Consider the following 13,867-nt stretch of genomic DNA (forward strand, 5'->3'; position numbering starts at 1 on the left):
GTCGAAGCATGACGGTGACGATCGCCGAGGAGCTCCTCCTCCTGGCCCACAGCGAAGACCAGGGCAAGCCGCTGATCAGCGCGATCCAGCTCGATCCTGCCCTCGCCGGCGCGATCCTGGCCGAGCTGGCCATCCACGACCGGGTGGAGCTGTCGAAGAAGAAGCTGGCGGTCAAGGACCCGACCCCGCTGGGTGACGAGGAGCTCGACGCCGCCCTGGCCCTCATCACCGCCAAGGGCGGCACCAGGAACCCGGCCTGGTGGGTGCAGAAGCTGCAGTCGGGCAAGCTGCGCAACCGCCTGCTGACCCGCCTCGCCGCATCCGGAGTGCTGACGGAGGAGCGGGTCAAGGTGATGGGCATCTTCCCGGTCACGCGCTGGCCGGAGGCCCACCCCGGGGTCGAGGCGAACGTCAGGGAGCGGGTCTCCGCCGTCCTGGCGGGCGCCGACCCCGACGCTCGCACGGCCGTCCTGATCGCGATCACGCACGCGGCCAAGCTGGACCGCAAGGCGTTCCCCGGCGCCGACAAGGCACGCATCAAGGAGATCGCCGAGGGCGCCTGGGCGGCCGACGCGGTGGCCAAGACCATCGCCGCCATCAACGCCGCCGCCATGGTCGCCGTCACCGCGGCGGCCACGGCGGGGGCCGCCGGCAGCAGCTGACACAACCGGCTCAGCTGGCGTCCACGACCTCCTTGGGCACCGGCTTGTCCTCCTTCAGGGCGTTGAACAGCGCCAGGGCCTTCGCCCGGTCCCACTTGACCGCCGTGCCACCGGCGGGGATGACCTCGTTCCCACCGAACGGCACGACCGTGGTCACCGGGCTGTCACCCATGGCCAGCCCCAGCGAGAGCATGTTGAACACGCCCGTGCCCGAGTCGACCACGACCGCGTCCGTGGCGCTCATCGCCAGCGGGATCGCGGTGAACGGGTTGAGCAGCACTCCCGGACTGGCCGCCTTCTTCACGACCGCGCCGAGGAACTGCCGCTGCCGCTTGGTCCGCTCGAAGTCGGGCAGCGCGCCGCCCTTGCGGGTGCGTACGTATCCGAGGGCCTGGCCGCCGGTGAGCAGCTGCGTGCCCTTCTTGAGCTTGAGGCCCGCCTTGGGGTCGTCCACAGCTGCGCGGACGTTGATCTCGACCCCGCCGACGGCGTCCACGATTTCGACGAACCCGGCGAAGCCGATCTCCATGTAGTTGTCCACATGCACCCCGGTGACCGTCTCGACGGTGCGGACCAGGAGCTTGGGGCCGCCGATGGCGTAGGCGGAGTTGAGCTTGTCACGCCCCTTGCCCGGGATGGTGACCGCCGAGTCGCGCGGCAGGCTGACCAGGGTCGGCTTGTCGCTGCCCTCGGGGATGTGCAGCAGCATCATCGAGTCCGTACGCTGCCCGGCGGCCCGGCCGGTGGCCAGCTTCTTGCGCTGGGCGGCGGTCAGGCCCTTGCGGCTGTCGGAGCCGACGAGCAGCCAGTTGGTGCCCGGGGTGTCGGCGGGCCGGCCCGTGTAGTCGTCGAGCACGCCGTCGATGCCCGACAGCCTGGAGTCGATCCAGAAGACCAGGCCCACGGCGGCCACCAGCACCAGCACCAGGAACCCGGCGACGATCGTCAGGATGGTCTTCCCCGACGGTCGCTTGCGCGGCCCCCGCGGCCCCTTCTGGGAGGGCTCGCCACGCGACTTCAACGGCTTGACGGGGCTGCTGCCGGCGCGTTCCCGGCCGTACACCCGCGAGCTGCCCCTGGGCGGCTCCGCCCCGGGCGGGGCTTCCGCGGGAATAGGGGAGGCGGCGGGAAGCTTGTGCGTGGGTGCTCCCGGCCCTCCGGCGGGCATCCGGTGCGCGGGCGCGCCCCCGGATCGCAGGCCGTCACCAGGCCGTGGTGGCAGCGGGCGGCCGTCGCCTGGCGAGCGCATGGCCCGCGTCCGGTCGTCCTCGGTCACTTCGCCTTCTTCCCTTCGCTTTGTCATAGACGCTACGTCCAACCCCCCAGCAGTGAAGACGTTCCGCCAAGGTTTTCCCACGGAAAAGTACGCGGAACCAGCGGAGAGTCACTGCGGAAACATAGATGCCACCAGCGTCGTTACGGTTATGGACGACCTCTATCGAAGGGATGATCGTGTCCGATCCGGACCCCTGGAGTCTTCGCCCGTGCTCGGGCACGGGTTCCTCTGAGGGCTCACCACGGTGAGCGCCTATCTCGGGCTGCTGGCCCTCCTGCTTCTCACCGCGGCGACCGGCTACTTCGTCGCCCAGGAATTCGCCTTCGTCGCCGCCGACCGCGGCCTGCTTCGTGAGCAGGCCGCCGCGGGTGACGCGGCCGCCGCGAAGGCGCTCCAGGTGACCTCGCGCCTGTCCTTCATGCTCTCCGGCGCCCAGCTGGGCATCACGGTCACGGCACTGCTGGTCGGCTTCCTGGCCGAGCCCGCGATCGCCACCCTCGTACGGCCGTGGCTGACCGACGCGGGCCTGTCCGACGCCATGGTCACCGGCATCTCGGTGGCGTTGGGCGTCTTCGTGGCGACCGTCGTGCAGATGGTCTTCGGCGAGCTGGCCCCGAAGAACCTGGGCATCGCCAGACCGGAGCCGGTGGCCAAGTTCCTGGCCGGCTCGACGCTGGTCTACCTCGCGGTCGTGGGCCCGGTGGTGCGGCTGTTCGACTCGGCCGCCACGGGCCTGCTCAGGCGCGTCGGCATCGAGCCCATCGAGGAGGTGGAGCACGGCGCCACCCCTGAGGAGCTCTCCCGCATCATCGCGGAGTCGACCCAGGCCGGCGAGCTGCCGCCGAGACTTTCCGACCTCCTCGAACGAGCCCTGGAGTTCGGCGACCGCACGGCGGAAGAGATCATGGTCCCGCGCCCCCGTGTCGTGGTCCTGCGGGCCTCCCAGCCCATTTCGGACCTCCTCGACGCCATGCGCACCCGCGGCCACTCCCGCTACCCGGTCCTCGGCGACGACGGGGACGTGGTGGGAGTGACAGGCGTCCGCGAGCTCCTGGCCTCGGGCCTGGACGACGGCCGCATCGCCACCATCACCCGCCCCGCGCTCCTGGTCCCCGACTCGGTCCCGCTGCCGGCGGTCCTGGACCGGATGCGGGCGTCGAAGGACGACATAGCCTGCGTCATGGACGAGTACGGCGGCCTGGCGGGCGTCATCACCGTCGAGGACCTGGCGGAAGAGCTGGTCGGCGAGCTGGTGGACGAGAACGACCCGGAGCCGGCCGGCGCGGTGGAGCACCCCGGCGGCATCTGGGAGGTCCCGGGCCGGCTGCGCCTGGACGAGGTCGAACGCGCGACGGGCATCGCGCTCCCGGAGAGCGGCGACTATGACACCCTCGCCGGCCTGGTCCTGGCCAGGCTGGGCAGGATGCCGAACGCCGGCGACACGATCACGGTCCCGGTGACCCCCGAAACGGATCCGTTCACCCAGGACACGGGTGAGTACCTGGCGGAGCTGACAGTGATGTCGCTGAACCGCAGGGTCCCCGAGTGGGTCCGCCTGACACCGGTCCAGCACGCGGAGGCGACCCGCCGATGACCATGATCATCCTGAGCCTCGCCCTCCTGGCCTTCAACGCCCTCTTCGTGGCGGCCGAGTTCGCCTTCGTCTCCTCGCGGCGCCACCGCCTGGAGGAGATGGCGGTGGGCGGCAACCGCCTGGTCAGGCTGGCCGCGAAATCGGCCGCCGGCGGCAGCCGCCAGCTCTCCCTGATGCTCGCGGGCGCCCAGCTGGGCATCACCCTCTGCACCCTGGGCCTGGGCCAGGTGACAGAGCCGGCGATCGAGCACTACCTGGAGCCGGTCTTCGCCGCGATAGGGATCCCGGAGGCCATGCGCGTACCGATCGCCCTGGTGATAGCCCTGACGTTGGTCACGTTCCTGCACATGGTCATCGGCGAGATGGCCCCCAAGTCATGGGCGCTGACCCACCCGGAGCGCGCGGCGTTGCTCCTGACCTTCCCGTTCAGAGCCTTCACCACGGCGATGCGCCCCTTGCTCTCGGCCCTGAACGCCCTGACCAACCTCATCCTCCACCTCTTCGGAGTCCAGCCAAGAGACGAGCTGGCAACCACCAGAACCCCTCGCCAGCTGGCCATGCTGGTAGGCGAATCAGGCCGGATGGGCCTCCTGGACAGGGAGGAACACGACCTCCTGACCAGAGCCCTGAGACTGGACGACGAGGGCATAGAACGCCTGATGGTCCCCATAGACCAGGCGACGAAGGTCCCTCTGACCGCGACGGCGGCCCAGATCAGATCCACCGCAGCGGGCAGCACCCACCTGAGGCTCCTGGTGGAGGGCCCGACAGGCGTGGAGGGCGCCCTGCACGCCCGAGACGCCCTCCTGAACCCCTCGAGCAAGGCGAGCGACCTGTCCCGGCCCCTGCCGAAGCTCCCCTGCACCACCCAGGTCCCGGAGGCAGTGACGATCTTGCAGGAACAGAGATCCCACCTGGCTTTGGTGACGAATCAGGAGAAGACAGTCATCGGAATGGTGAGCCTCACCGACCTGGTGGGCGAACTACTGGACACAAGAGCGGCTGTGACCTAAAACACAGAGGGCCGGGCGGGACGCAAGCGTCAAGAAACCACCTTGCAACCACCCGGCCCTACAGTCCGAAGGGCGGCCACAGCCGTTACCAACAGGTTCTTGAAAAGAAAGACCCGCACCCTTGCGATCCGCCCAGCACTTCGCCAAGCTGCCAAGGACGCAACCGCGAGGGTGTGTGTCGGGGGTCTGGGGGCGAAAGTCCCCAGGAGCGCCAGCGACAAACGCTGGGGGTCCGGGGGTCATCCCCCGGATGGATATGACGAGGGGACCCGAGGAAGCAAGCCATAAGGCTTGCGACCAAGAGTCCCCAGTCACCGAGTGGGCGAGGAGGGATTTGAACCCTCACGTCCTTTCGGACACACGGACCTGAACCGTGCGCGTCTGCCGTTCCGCCACCCGCCCTTGTGGGTGCGGAAAGAACATTAGCACGGAACAGCCACTGGTACTGAACCCGGATACGATCGCATAAGACACGGGAGCGGAGGAGCTGGGCGCGACTGCCGACGAGCGCCAGGGACACCGTCCCGTGGAACGGGCGGAAACCGGGCGCCGGAAGCGTCTGGGGGCCGCGATCATATGCACGGAGGAAGGGAGGTACCCGGTGGGAGTCCTTCAGCGCTTCGAGCGAAGGCTCGAAGGCTTGGTTGAGGGAGCCTTTGCGCGGGCGTTCAAATCTGACCTTCAGCCGGTCGAGGTCGCCAGCGCGGTTCAGCGGGAGATGGATGAGCGTGCGGCGATCGTCGCTCAAGGTCGCACGCTCGTGCCCAACGACTTCGTGGTTGAGCTGTCCACGACCGACAGCGAACGGCTTGAGGTCTACGCCGACAGCATCAGCCACGAACTGGCCAACCTCGCCAGGGAGTACGCCAAGGAACAGGGCTACTCCTTCGTGGGACCGGTCCGGGTCCGCTTCGAGACCGCCGGCGATCTGGCTGTGGGCTTGTTCCGCATCCGGTCGGGGGTCATCCGCGGCGCGACGGTCGAGCAGGACGAGATCCGCCAGCCGGCGAGCGACCTGCCTCCGTCGAGACCGCACGCGTTCAACGGGCGGCCGCGGCTGCTCGTCTCCACCCAGGACGACCCGCAGGGTGACCGCTCTTACGAGCTGACCACTCCGGTGACCTTGCTCGGCAGGGGCACCGACTGCGATCTTCGTCTGGTCGATCCCGGCGTTTCGCGGCACCACGCGGAACTGCGCGTCGAGGGCCAGCTCGTGGTCCTGGTCGATCTGGGGTCGACGAACGGTACTTTTGTCAATGGCCAGCCGGTACGCAGGATCGAGCTCCAGAACGGCACGCGAGTGACCCTGGGGCGTACGACTCTGGTGTTCCGGCGCGATTAGGGGTAGACAGACGGTCCATGTCCGAGCTCACGCTGCTGCTGATCCGGCTCGCTTTCCTGGCGGTGCTGTGGTTCTTCGTCATTGCCGCAGTCGGCGTGATCCGGACTGACTTGTTCGGTTCACGCACGGCTTCCGCGGGTGCACGCAAAGCTGTGAAACCCGCCAAACCGGTGGCCAAGCCCAAGAGCAAAAAGGGCGAGCCACGCCAGCTCATCGTTACGGGTGGCCCTCTCCAAGGCACCACCATTAATCTCACGGAGACGCCCATCACCATTGGCCGGGCCAATGACGCCACGCTGGTAGTCACCGACGACTACGCTTCCAGCCGGCATGCCCGGCTCTTCCCTCAGGACGGTCAATGGATCGTGGAAGATCTTGGGTCCACCAACGGCACGTATCTCGACCGCTCGAAAGTCACCCGCCCGACCCCGGTGCCGCTCGGTGTTCCGATCCGCGTCGGCAAGACAGTCATTGAATTGCGCAAATGACCATCGCACTCCGCTACGCCGCCCGCTCGGACGTCGGCCTCCTCCGCGAAGGGAACGAGGACTCGGCGTACGCTAGCGGCCGCCTGCTCGCTGTCGCCGACGGCATGGGCGGGCACGCACACGGCGAGGTGGCGAGCTCAGTCGCCATCGCCGCCATGGCCTCTCTGGAAGAGGCCCAACAGGGTGGTGACCTGCTCAACGCCATCGAGGCAGCGGTACGCGACGCCAACCGCAAGCTGCACGAAATGGTGGGGCGGGATCCCAGCCTCAAAGGCATGGGCACGACTCTCACGGCCATGCTCTGGCACGGCACCCAGGTCGCCCTGGTGCACGTCGGCGACTCGCGCGCCTACCTGCTCAGACGCGGGGAGCTCTACCAGATCACGCATGACCACACGCTGGTGCAGCAACTCGTCGATGACGGGCGCATCACGCCGGAAGAGGCGGCCACGCATCCGCAGCGCTCGATCCTGCTGCGCGCGCTCGACGGAAGCGGCGAGGTCGATCCCGACCTCACGCTCCGCGAGGCGCAGGTGGGCGATCGCTACCTGCTGTGTTCCGACGGCCTGTCCGGTGTGGTGAGCGCGGAGACGCTGCACGCCACGCTCACCAACATCGACGACCCGGAGGAGGTCGTCCGCCAGCTCATCGACCTGGCGAACAGGGGTGGCGGGCCCGACAACATCACCTGTGTCCTGGCCGACGTGCTGGAGATCACCGATGGGCAGCTGGTGCCCGTGGAGGCCGCCATCGTCGGCGCCGCGGGGATGACCCGGCTGCGCGGGAATCCGCAGGACACCTCGCCGGGGCGAGCCGGCGCGGTGACCGCACCCCAGCCGGTGCTCACCGACGACGAATTCGATGAGCCGGTCGCCGAGACGGCGCCCCGGCGGTCCCGGAAGCGTCGTCGAGTGTGGCCCGTGCTGGTCACCGTGCTCGGCATAGGCATCGTCGGCGCCGGCGTCGGCGGTTACTTTGGATACCAGTGGACTCAGGACCAGTTCTTCGTCGGCGCTAGGGGCGACGAAGTGGTCGTGTACCAGGGGATCAAGAGGGAGGTCGGTCCGTTCCCGCTCTTCCACGTCTCCAAGCCCACGGGCAAGCAGCTCTCCCAGCTGTCCGAGGCCGACCAGGCGCTGATCAAGAGCGGCATTCCCGTCACCACCCTCGCCGAAGGCATCACGAGGATCAACAGCTTGAAGTTCTCCCAGGAACCGAAGGACGACAGCGAGACCTCCACGGAGGCGAGCGCGACCCCCACGCCCACCGCCACCGCGACCAAGACGAAACAGCAGTAGATGAGCGAAGTCGCCGTCTCCCCCGTCCCGATGCCGGCCAAACGGCGCGGGGCTCAGCTGGTCATGCTCGCGCTCGCGGTGCTGATCGTCATGGGCGCGTACGCGAACGTGGGCCTGGCGATGGACGGCCAGGTGCCCGCGGGCATGCTGACGTACGGCCTGAGCCTGGGCGGTCTGATGCTGGCCGCCTACCTGGTGCTCGCCAAGTTCGCCCCGTGGGCCGATCCCCTGATCCTGCCGCTCGTGACGCTGGTCAACGGCATCGGCCTGGTGATGATCTACCGGCTGGAGAACTCCGGCTCCAGGATGCAGGCGGGCGCCTCGGCCACCAACCAGATCATCATGACCGGCATCGGCGTGGTGCTCTTCGCCGTGACGCTGCTGGTGCTGCGCGACCACCGCACGCTGCAGCGGCTGACGTACACGGCAGGGCTGATCGGCGTGGTGTTGCTCATCTCGCCGCTGGTGCCGGGGCTGGGCAAGGAGATCAACGGCGCGCGCATCTGGATCGGGTTCGGCGCCGCCACGATCCAGCCGGCCGAGTTCGCGAAGATCGCGCTGGTCATCTTCTTCGCCGGCTATCTGGTCGCCAAGCGTGACGTGCTGGCGCTGGCCGGGCGGCGGCTGCTCTTCATCGACCTGCCCCGGGCCCGCGACCTCGGTCCGGTGCTGATCACCTGGGCGATCGCCATCGGCGTGCTGGTGCTGCAGAAGGACCTGGGCTCGTCGCTGCTGCTGTTCGGCGGCTTCGTGGTGATGCTCTACGTCGCCACGCAGCGCACCTCGTGGGTGCTGATCGGCATCCTGCTGTTCGGCGGCGGCGCGTTCCTGGCCGGGCAGATCTTCTCCCACGTGGGTGACCGCTTCGACGTCTGGCTCAACCCGAGTGCGAGCGAATACTACGATCGCGCCTTCGGCGGCAGCTTCCAGATCATGCAGGGCCTGTTCGGCCTCGGGGCGGGCGGCATCCTGGGCACCGGCCTGGGGCAGGGTCACCCCGACCTGATCCCGCTGGCCTTCTCCGACTTCATCTTCAGCGCCACCGGCGAGGAGCTCGGCCTGACCGGGCTGATGGCGATCCTGATGATCTACGCGCTGATCGTCCAGCGCGGCCTGCGCACCTCGCTCGCGGCCCGCGACCCCTACTCGAAGCTTCTGGCGGGCGGCCTGTCGTTCATCCTGGCCTGGCAGGTGTTCATCATCGTCGGCGGCGTGACCAACCTCATCCCGTTGACCGGCCTGGTGACCCCGTTCATGTCCCAGGGCGGCTCGGCGCTGCTCGCTAACTGGATCCTTATCGCGCTCCTGGTACGAACGTCAGATGCCGCGAGACGCCCCCCACCCCAGGCGATCCAGAACGAAGGACTGACGCAGGTGTTCCAGCGATGAACGGCACCCTGAAGCGCGTGGCCGTGGCCTGCCTGGCCATGTTCGCGCTCCTGATGATCAACGTGAACATCGTCCAGGCCGTGCGGTCCGAGGGGCTGCGGACCGACGCGCGCAACACCCGCAACTACTACGACCGCTACGCCATCGAGCGCGGCCGCATCACGGCCGGCGGCAAGGTGATCGCGCAGTCCGTCGAGACGGACAGCAACAACTTCCGGTTCGTCAGGAAATACGCCGAGGGCAAGCTCTACGCGCACGTCACCGGCTTCTTCTCGCCGGAGAGCGCGAGCGCGATCGAGGGCACCGAGAACAAGCTGCTCGACGGCTCCAGCGCTGACCTGCTGCTGCGGCGGAGCATCGACCTGTTCACGGGCGAGCCGACCAAGGGCGCCAACGTCGATCTCACGATCAACCCCAAGGCGCAGAAGGCCGCCTACGACGCGCTGCGGCAGAGCGGCAGGCGCGGCGCCGTGCTGGCGCTCGACCCGAAGACCGGGGCGATCCTGGCGATGGTGTCGCTGCCCACGTACGACCCCGCGGAGCTGTCCGGCACCGAGAAGGACCCGGTCTTCAAGCGCTATGACGAGCTGGCCAAGGACAAGAGCCAGCCGCTGCTCAACCGCACCATCGGCCAGACATACCCGCCCGGGTCGACGTTCAAGGTCGTGACGGCGGCGGCGTTCCTGGAGGACGACCCCTCGCGCGGCCCCGACACCACGGTGGAGGCCCCGCAGCGGCTGCCGCTGCCCAACACCAACATCAGCCTGCCCAACTACGGCGGCGCGGCCTGCGGCAGCGGCCAGGTCACCCTGATCTACGCGCTGGAGAGGTCCTGCAACACGCCCTTCGGTTCGATGGGCATGGAGCTGGGCTACGACAAGATGAACGAGCAGACCGAGAAGTTCGGCATGGGCGAGCCGCTCGCCGTGCCGATGTCGGTGGCCGCGAGCGACTTCGGTCCCGAGGAGGACAAGGCGGCCCTGGCGATGGCCTCGATCGGGCAGCGCAGCAACCGGATGACGCCGCTGCAGATGGCCATGATCGCCGCGGGCATCGGCAATGACGGCACGGTGATGAAGCCGTACCTCGTCAACAAGATCTCTGACGCCAAGGGCGAGACGATCGAGGAGGCCAAGCCCGATGAGCTGACCGAAGCGGTCAGTTCCGAGACGGCGGGCAAGTTGCGCGAGATGATGGTGAGCGTCGTGAACAACGGCACCGCCAACCTGGCGCAGGTCCCGGGCGTCCAAGTAGCGGGTAAGACAGGCACTGCGGAGACCTCCGACGGACAGCCGCCGCACGCCTGGTTCATCTCCTTCGCGCCCGCCGAGGACCCGAAGGTGGCCCTCGCGGTCATCGTCGAGTCCGGAGCGGCCAAGGTCGGCGCGGAGGCGACCGGCGGGCACACCGCCGCGCCGATCGCAAAGGCCGTGCTGGAGGCGGTGCTGAACAAGTGAGTGACGGTAACCTGCTGGGTCATGCGGCTCCGTAACCGCTATCTGCTGCTCTCCCGCATCGCCACGGGCGGTATGGGAGAGGTGTGGCGTGCCCGTGACGAGTTGCTCGGGCGCGAAGTGGCGGTGAAGATCCTGCGCAGCCACATCTACGCCGACCTCACGTTCCGGGAGCGGTTCCGGAACGAGGCGCGGATCACCGCGGCGCTGGCCGACCCCGGGGTGGCGCAGATCTTCGACTACGGCGAGCAGAGCGACGTGGCCTACCTCGTCATGGAGCTGGTGCACGGCGAGCCGCTGTCGGCCATCCTGGCGCGTAACGGCGCCATCGGGCCCGAGGTGGCGCTCGACGTGGTGCACCAGACGGCCAAGGCGCTGCACGCGGCCCACTCCGCCGGCATCATCCACCGCGACATCAAGCCCGGCAACCTGCTGGTCACCCCCGAGGGGACCATCAAGGTGACGGACTTCGGCATCGCGCGCGCCCTGGAGGCGGCGCCGGTGACGCAGACCGGCACCGTGCTGGGCACGGCCCAATACGTCAGCCCCGAGCAGGCGCAGGGCTTCCCGCTCACTCCGGCGACCGATCTCTACTCGCTGGGCGTGGTGGCGTACGAGTGCCTGGCGGGGCGCACGCCGTTCCGGGCGGACAGCCAGGTGGCGATCGCGCTGCAGCACCTCAACGAGCAGCCGCCGCCGCTCGGCGTGGACGTGCCCGCGCCGGTGCGTGAGCTGGTCATGGCGCTGCTGGCCAAGGAGCCCGAGCAGCGCCCGGCCACGGCGCTGGAGGTGGCCGACCGGGCATACGTGCTGCGCGAGTCGCTGGCCACCGTCGAGCACGGCGCCGAGCTCAGCATGCTCACCGACCCGGGGGGCTTCCGGGTACGCGAGCCGGCCCCCGAGGACGAGCAGGAAACCGACAACCTCCCTCGGGCCACCACGCTGCAGGAGCGGCCGGGAGGCAAGCGGCACAAGGGCGCCCGGACGCTGGCCCTGGTCGCCACGGCGGGCTGCGTGGCGGCGGTGGGGCTCACCGCCATCACGTTCGCCGACCGGCAGCCGCCGGCGCCGAAGCCCGAGGTGGCCGAGCCGTCCGGGTCCGCGACGGTGGCGCCGCCGCCCGATCAGGTCAAACCGACGAAGACGAAGACGCGCACGCGGCGACCTCCGGTGGTTCCGGTGAAGTCACCGAGGCCGATACCCTCGCGTTCGGCTACGGTAAGCAAGTCGGCAACTCCTACCAAGAAGCCGACACCGAAACCGACGTCGACCACCCGAACCCCTACGCCCACCCCGACCCCAACGCCCACCACTTCACCCACAACTCCGACACCTACCGCCTCGCCGGACCCGGGTGATACAAACCCGCCCAAAGAGGAGACGTGATGCGCTATGGGGTCGATGATGGACACCGGCGGCCCCCCGAGCAGGCCGGTACCCAAGATGAACGGTAAGGGACAGTGCAGGAAATGACTCAGCCTCGGCTACTCGGAGGTCGTTACGAGCTCGACGGTGTCGTCGGGCGCGGCGGCATGGCCGAGGTGTATCGCGCCCGAGACATCCGGCTGGACCGCATAGTCGCGATCAAAACCCTCCGCTCCGACCTGGCGCGTGACCACACCTTCCAGGCCCGGTTCCGCCGTGAGGCGCAGTCGGCGGCCTCCCTGAACCACCCGGCCGTCGTCGCGGTCTACGACACCGGTGAGGATGCCACCGACGGCACCCCCGTGCCGTACATCGTGATGGAGTTCGTCGACGGCAGGACGCTGCGCGACCTGCTGCGCCAGGACCGGCGGCTGCTGCCCGAGCGCGCGGTGGAGCTGGTGGACGGGATCCTGCGGGCGCTCGACTACAGCCACCGCGGCGGCATCGTGCACCGTGACATCAAGCCGGCCAACGTGATGATCACGCGGGCGGGCGACGTCAAGGTGATGGACTTCGGCATCGCGCGTGCGATGGCCGACTCCGCGGCCACGATGACGCAGACGGCGCAGGTGATCGGCACCGCCCAATACCTGTCGCCCGAGCAGGCGCGGGGCGAGCGGGTCGACGCGCGCAGCGACATCTACTCCACCGGCTGCGTCCTGTACGAGCTGCTCACCGGCCAGCCGCCGTTCACCGGCGACTCCCCGGTCGCGATCGCCTACCAGCACGTGCGCGAGGAGCCCATCCCGCCGTCGCAGATCGACCGCGACATCCCGCCGTGGGCCGACGCGATCGTGCTCAAGGCCATGGCCAAGGACCCGGCGCACCGCTACCAGAACGCGAGCGAGATGCGGGCCGACATCCAGCGGGCGATGTCCGGCATGCCGACCGACGCCCAGACGATGGCGATGTCCGGCAACATGGGCCAGGGCACGCGCATGATGACCGCGACCCAGTCGGCCGCCGGCCCGGCCACGCAGCGCACGGGTGCGATCCCGCCTTACGACTACGGCGACGGTGACGGCGGTGGTGGCCGCGGGGGCCGGCGCCGGGCGGGAGGCGGCGGCAACAACGCCGTCAAGACCGCGCTGTGGGTCATCATCCCGCTGCTGATCATCGGTGGTTTCATCACGGTCGGCTACATGGTCTTCGGCGGCAAGGACACGCCGACCGACACGCAGGTGACGATCCCGTCACTCGCCTCGCAGGAGCGGCAATACGCCGAGGACCAGCTCAAGGGGCTCGGGCTCACCGTGCAGGTGGTGCAGGAGTTCAGCTCCGACATCGAGAAGGGCGCCGTGATCAAGACGGAGCCCCCCGAGAACACCAAGGTCGACAAGGAGTCGACGGTCAAGCTGGTCGTGTCCAAGGGCACGGAGAAGATCAAGGTTCCTGACGGGCTGGTCGGCCTGTCCCAGGAGGAGGCCACCAAGCTCCTGGAGGAGAGCGAGCTGCGCGGCGTCATCAAGACCAGAAACTCCTCCAGGCCGCAGGGCACGGTCATCGCCACCGAGCCCAAGGCCGGCGCGGAGGTCGAGAAGGGCGGCACGGTCACCCTCTTCATCCCGAAGGAGCTGGGTGAGGTGCCCAGCGTGATCGGCCTGACCGTGGAGGACGCCACCGCCCAGCTCAAGTCCGCCGGCTTCAAGGTCAAGGTCTCCGAGCAGCCCAGCAACGAGCCCGAGGGCACGGTCTTCCAGCAGAACCCGGGCGAGGGCACCAAATACCCGGCGAACACGACGGTCACGATCGTGGTGTCCACCGGTCCCGAGGACACGGCGCCGCCCGCCAACACCGACTTCCCGACCGAGGACGTCCCGACGGACGAGCCGACCGACGACTTCCCGTCGGAAGAGCCGACCGAGGACAACCCGATCGGTGATGACGGCCTCGGTGGCGGCGTGGGCGGCTGAGGCCGGCACGTCC

The 13,867-nt window shown here is 68.8% G+C and carries 11 protein-coding genes and 1 tRNA gene; 10 read left to right on the plus strand and 2 right to left on the minus strand.

Translation table 11 applies throughout. The features are described 5' to 3' along the window. Positions 1-8 precede the first annotated feature (8 nt). Positions 9-662: a GPP34 family phosphoprotein gene (locus AB0J69_RS00775; RefSeq protein ID WP_364111374.1), complete on the plus strand. Its 654-nt coding sequence runs from the start codon at positions 9-11 to the stop codon at positions 660-662. A 10-nt stretch (positions 663-672) separates the two neighbouring features. On the opposite strand, the gene AB0J69_RS00780 is transcribed toward AB0J69_RS00775, so the two are convergent. After that, positions 673-1,938, minus strand: a complete 1,266-nt coding sequence (locus tag AB0J69_RS00780; RefSeq protein WP_364111376.1) for an LCP family protein — start codon at positions 1,936-1,938, stop codon at positions 673-675. A 244-nt stretch (positions 1,939-2,182) separates the two neighbouring features. Here AB0J69_RS00780 and AB0J69_RS00785 point away from each other — a divergent pair, with 244 nt between their 5' ends. Together AB0J69_RS00785 and AB0J69_RS00790 are read left to right on the plus strand one after the other, a co-directional pair. Continuing rightward, a complete protein-coding gene (locus tag AB0J69_RS00785; RefSeq protein ID WP_364111378.1) occupies positions 2,183-3,532 on the plus strand; it encodes a hemolysin family protein in 1,350 nt (449 codons plus the stop codon). Next, positions 3,529-4,545: a hemolysin family protein gene (locus AB0J69_RS00790; RefSeq protein ID WP_364111380.1), complete on the plus strand. Its 1,017-nt coding sequence runs from the start codon at positions 3,529-3,531 to the stop codon at positions 4,543-4,545. Before AB0J69_RS00785 ends, AB0J69_RS00790 begins: the two co-directional genes overlap by 4 nt. Before the next feature lie 319 nt (positions 4,546-4,864). Here the strand turns inward: AB0J69_RS00790 and AB0J69_RS00795 are convergent. After that, a tRNA-Leu gene (locus AB0J69_RS00795) sits at positions 4,865-4,947 on the minus strand. 199 nt (positions 4,948-5,146) lie between these two features. Between AB0J69_RS00795 and AB0J69_RS00800 the strand changes: the two genes are divergently transcribed. The 7 genes from AB0J69_RS00800 to pknB all read left to right on the plus strand — a co-directional run bounded on the left by AB0J69_RS00800 (position 5,147) and on the right by pknB (position 13,854). Beyond that, the gene (locus AB0J69_RS00800; protein WP_043619792.1) at positions 5,147-5,887 is read left to right on the plus strand and encodes a DUF3662 and FHA domain-containing protein; all 741 of its coding nucleotides are present in this window, start codon (positions 5,147-5,149) and stop codon (positions 5,885-5,887) included. 17 nt (positions 5,888-5,904) lie between these two features. Beyond that, positions 5,905-6,375 (plus strand): FHA domain-containing protein, encoded by a 471-nt coding sequence (locus AB0J69_RS00805; protein WP_364111383.1) that lies wholly within the window; start codon positions 5,905-5,907, stop codon positions 6,373-6,375. Next, the gene (locus tag AB0J69_RS00810; protein ID WP_364111385.1) at positions 6,372-7,673 is read left to right on the plus strand and encodes a Stp1/IreP family PP2C-type Ser/Thr phosphatase; all 1,302 of its coding nucleotides are present in this window, start codon (positions 6,372-6,374) and stop codon (positions 7,671-7,673) included. Before AB0J69_RS00805 ends, AB0J69_RS00810 begins: the two co-directional genes overlap by 4 nt. Continuing rightward, positions 7,674-9,062 carry an FtsW/RodA/SpoVE family cell cycle protein gene (locus AB0J69_RS00815; protein ID WP_364111387.1) on the plus strand — a complete coding sequence of 463 codons (1,389 nt, stop codon included), beginning with the start codon at positions 7,674-7,676 and terminating at the stop codon, positions 9,060-9,062. Continuing rightward, positions 9,059-10,519, plus strand: a complete 1,461-nt coding sequence (locus tag AB0J69_RS00820; RefSeq protein WP_364111389.1) for a penicillin-binding protein 2 — start codon at positions 9,059-9,061, stop codon at positions 10,517-10,519. Before AB0J69_RS00815 ends, AB0J69_RS00820 begins: the two co-directional genes overlap by 4 nt. A gap of 21 nt (positions 10,520-10,540) precedes the next feature. Continuing rightward, on the plus strand, positions 10,541-11,902 hold the full coding sequence (locus AB0J69_RS00825) for a serine/threonine-protein kinase (RefSeq protein WP_364111391.1): 1,362 nt from the start codon (positions 10,541-10,543) through the stop codon (positions 11,900-11,902). Positions 11,903-11,985: 83 nt separating this feature from the next. Next, positions 11,986-13,854 (plus strand): Stk1 family PASTA domain-containing Ser/Thr kinase, encoded by a 1,869-nt coding sequence (gene pknB, locus AB0J69_RS00830; protein ID WP_364111393.1) that lies wholly within the window; start codon positions 11,986-11,988, stop codon positions 13,852-13,854. Positions 13,855-13,867: the final 13 nt, after the last annotated feature.

The sequence above is a fragment of the Nonomuraea sp. NPDC049709 genome (assembly GCF_040674815.1).
In the GTDB taxonomy this organism is placed as follows: domain Bacteria; phylum Actinomycetota; class Actinomycetes; order Streptosporangiales; family Streptosporangiaceae; genus Nonomuraea.

Excerpts from the sequence above, each read along its gene's own strand:
- AB0J69_RS00775 (WP_364111374.1), top strand. The coding sequence starts at position 9 with ATGACGGTGACGATCGCCGAGGAGCTCCTCCTCCTGGCCCACAGCGAA.
- AB0J69_RS00790 (WP_364111380.1), top strand. The coding sequence starts at position 3,529 with ATGACCATGATCATCCTGAGCCTCGCCCTCCTGGCCTTCAACGCCCTC.
- AB0J69_RS00805 (WP_364111383.1), top strand. The coding sequence starts at position 5,905 with ATGTCCGAGCTCACGCTGCTGCTGATCCGGCTCGCTTTCCTGGCGGTG.
- AB0J69_RS00810 (WP_364111385.1), top strand. The coding sequence starts at position 6,372 with ATGACCATCGCACTCCGCTACGCCGCCCGCTCGGACGTCGGCCTCCTC.
- AB0J69_RS00815 (WP_364111387.1), top strand. The coding sequence starts at position 7,674 with ATGAGCGAAGTCGCCGTCTCCCCCGTCCCGATGCCGGCCAAACGGCGC.
- AB0J69_RS00820 (WP_364111389.1), top strand. The coding sequence starts at position 9,059 with ATGAACGGCACCCTGAAGCGCGTGGCCGTGGCCTGCCTGGCCATGTTC.
- AB0J69_RS00825 (WP_364111391.1), top strand. The coding sequence starts at position 10,541 with ATGCGGCTCCGTAACCGCTATCTGCTGCTCTCCCGCATCGCCACGGGC.
- pknB (WP_364111393.1), top strand. The coding sequence starts at position 11,986 with ATGACTCAGCCTCGGCTACTCGGAGGTCGTTACGAGCTCGACGGTGTC.